Origin of the sequence: Chamaesiphon sp. VAR_48_metabat_135_sub, assembly GCF_031418915.1 — a bacterium.
Classification (GTDB): Bacteria; Cyanobacteriota; Cyanobacteriia; order Cyanobacteriales; family Chamaesiphonaceae; genus Chamaesiphon.
This window is the reverse complement of record NZ_JANOJV010000245.1, coordinates 1-3055: the sequence shown is the minus strand read 5'-3', so window position 1 is coordinate 3055 and position 3055 is coordinate 1. Positions and strand designations below refer to the sequence as shown.

The window sequence follows — 3055 nt, the reverse complement described above, 5'->3', positions numbered from 1 at the left end:
AACTAGATTGATTCCAGCATTGCCTTTGACATAAGATTGGCAGTGCTGGATTCTTTTTTAGATCCCCAGAATTAACTAGAGAATTGTATACTTAGACTCATAAAGGTAACAGTTCTTTATATTTTAGTTTTGATATTAAATAAATTTGCCGAGGTAATTTTAGATGGACGCTAGTAGAGAAAAAGCACCATCAGCCCAAGAGACATTCGTACAGATGGCTCAAGCGGCTGGTTTAAGAGGGCGGATTTTAGTTACCCTCGGCTTGCTGATTTTAGCTCGGTTTGGTACATTTATTCCTGTTCCAGGTGTCGATCGAGTTGCATTTGCCGAAGCTATTAAAAATAGCCCTGCTGTCGGCTTTTTAGATATCTTCTCTGGGGGTGCATTATCCACCGTAGGGATTTTCGCACTAGGCATCATTCCTTATATTAATGCCTCGATTATCATTCAGTTGCTCACAACTGCCCTTCCTGCGCTCGAAAAGCTTCAAAAAGAAGAGGGTGAAGCCGGACGACGCAAGATTTCCCAAATCACTCGCTACATAGCAGGTGGCTGGGGCATCATCTACAGCATTGGTATTTCGCAGTGGCTCCAAAAATACACGCTACCTGGACATCAAAGCCTTTTCTTCACTGTTAGTACGGTCATAGCGTTGACTGCTGGTTCGATGTTTGTAATGTGGATATCGGAATTAATCACTGAACGCGGTATTGGTAACGGTGCTTCACTCTTGATTTTCCTCAACATCGTCGCTGTTTTACCTAAATCTTTAGGCGATACATTCAACCTTGCTCAGAGTGGTGACAGCTCGATCCTGACCCGAACAGTAGCATTACTCGCCGTTTTCGTCGTGATGACTGTAGGCATCGTCTTTGTTCAAGAAGGAACCCGACGGATTCCGATTATTTCTGCTCGTCGTCAAGTCGGACGCAGAATCCAACGCGAACGCACCAGTTATCTTCCTCTCCGCCTTAACCAGGGTGGGGTGATGCCAATTATCTTCGCATCATCAGTATTGGTTCTACCTAGTGCGTTAGCATCTTTTGCTAATAGTGCAGCTAGCGGCCCAGTCAGTCAAGTAATCAATAAGATTAACGAATTTTTATACCCAGGGACACCTGGGCATGTGGCATTTTACGTGCTCTTGATTGTCTTCTTTAGTTATTTCTACAGTTCGCTCGTCGTGAACCCTGTAGATATGGCACAGAACCTCAAGAAAATGGGTGCGAGTATCCCTGGCGTTCGTCCTGGTGTCGCGACAAGTAAATATATCGAGGCTATTCTGTCCCGACTGACGTTACTGGGTGCGGTATTTTTGGGCGTTGTGGCAACTGTCCCAACTGCGATCGAAAGTGGCTTAGGAGTCAGTACTTTCAAGGGTTTTGGCGCAACTTCTCTCTTGATTTTGGTTAGCGTTGCGATCGATACTGCTAAACAAATTCAAACTCTCGTAATTTCCCAACGTTACGAAGGCATGATTGGTAAAGATTAGGCTTTAGGGATTAGGCTTTAGGTGAGAATGTCGTAGTATCGACAGGTTTTCAATCTGACAGCCTAATTCCTGCTTTCATTGCCTAAAACCTAAAGCCTAATACCTAACACCTAAATTATGACAAGACTAATTTTTCTCGGTGCCCCTGGTGCGGGCAAAGGCACCCAAGCCCAAATTCTCGCTGAATCTGCTGGTATTCCCCATATCTCTACTGGAGATATCTTACGCGCTGAAGTCAAAGGACAAACTGAATTAGGACTAAAAGCTAAATCCTATATGGATAAAGGCGAACTAGTACCCGACTCACTGATTCTAGACATGATTCGCGGACGATTGAGCCAAGCTGATGCTGTGAGCGCGGGTTGGATTTTAGATGGTTTTCCCCGTAATGTCAGTCAGGCTGAATTTCTCGATCGATTGCTGACCGAAATCGGTCAAAATTACGATCTAGCAATTAATCTCGATGTCCCTCAAGATCGATTAGTCGAAAGACTACTCAATCGCGCCACCATCCAAAATCGTCCAGATGACACCGAGGATGTCATTCGGCGGCGGTTGGTTGTCTATGACGAGCAAACGCTACCTTTGATCGATTACTATCGACAGAAGGGCGTTTATCGCGAGGTTAATGGCGATCGAGATTTGGCAGCCGTTACCAGCGACTTGGGAGCGTTGGTTAAGTAATTGTGGGTGGAGCTTCGTACCCCAAAATTTGAGCGAAAACACAACAACTCCTTGCCCCTGTTAAAATATAACCAGTAGTTAGAAATTAACTTTCAACTTTCAACTTTCCACTACTCCATTTGAGGTATTTATTAATTGTCTAAACAAGATTTGATTGAGATGGAGGGCACGGTGACAGAATCCTTGCCTAATGCCATGTTTCGAGTCGATCTAGATAACGGGTTTAATGTTTTAGCCCATATCTCCGGCAAAATTCGTCGCAACTATATTAAAATTCTTCCTGGCGATCGAGTCAAGTGCGAACTCACCCCTTACGATCTCAGTAAAGGTCGAATCACATACCGACTGCGGAATAAAAAATAATTTAGATTAGTCGCGGAAATAGTTAGGAGTAAAATCGCTCAAAGCTTTGATTAGCAAGCATTACACTCCCAACTACCAACTCCTAACTACCAACTTTATCCCTCTGGTAGATCGTCTCCAGCTAAATTGTCGCGTAATTACTACTGACAATTAGGTGGAAAATGTTATAATATTGAGCTTGCAGTGTTGTCTAAATTGGCATGAAAGTCAGAGCGTCTGTCAAAAAGATTTGTGAAAAGTGTCGCGTCATTCGTAGACGTGGCAGGGTCATGGTAATTTGTGCCAACCCCAAACATAAACAGCGTCAAGGTTAAGATAACTAGTCCAAGTTGCTAGTTAGTTATTGATGCCTAAAGGCGATCGAATGAAATCTAATGAGAGTAAAGGATTGGGCGAGTTGCGCTAGTTCCAAACCGAACCCTTTCATAGAGCCATCGATTCGAGATCGAGATCAAAGTATAGTGGAGAAACAAGTGTGGCACGGATAGCAGGCGTAGACCTCCCTCGCGACAAGCG

The 3055-nt window shown here is 44.1% G+C and carries 4 protein-coding genes; all 4 read left to right on the top strand.

All coding sequences use genetic code 11. The annotated features are described in order from the left end of the window. The first annotated feature begins 163 nt into the window (after positions 1-163). On the top strand, positions 164-1492 hold the full coding sequence (gene secY / locus RMO55_RS17155; RefSeq protein ID WP_310428500.1) for a preprotein translocase subunit SecY: 1329 nt from the start codon (positions 164-166) through the stop codon (positions 1490-1492). 117 nt (positions 1493-1609) lie between these two features. Further along, on the top strand, positions 1610-2176 hold the full coding sequence (locus RMO55_RS17150) for an adenylate kinase (RefSeq protein ID WP_310428498.1): 567 nt from the start codon (positions 1610-1612) through the stop codon (positions 2174-2176). Between the two features lie 135 nt (positions 2177-2311). Continuing rightward, positions 2312-2539 carry a translation initiation factor IF-1 gene (gene infA, locus RMO55_RS17145; protein ID WP_295616782.1) on the top strand — a complete coding sequence of 76 codons (228 nt, stop codon included), beginning with the start codon at positions 2312-2314 and terminating at the stop codon, positions 2537-2539. A 200-nt stretch (positions 2540-2739) separates the two neighbouring features. Next, the gene (rpmJ, locus tag RMO55_RS17140; protein WP_015161734.1) at positions 2740-2853 is read left to right on the top strand and encodes a 50S ribosomal protein L36; all 114 of its coding nucleotides are present in this window, start codon (positions 2740-2742) and stop codon (positions 2851-2853) included. The last annotated feature ends 202 nt before the right edge of the window (positions 2854-3055 follow it).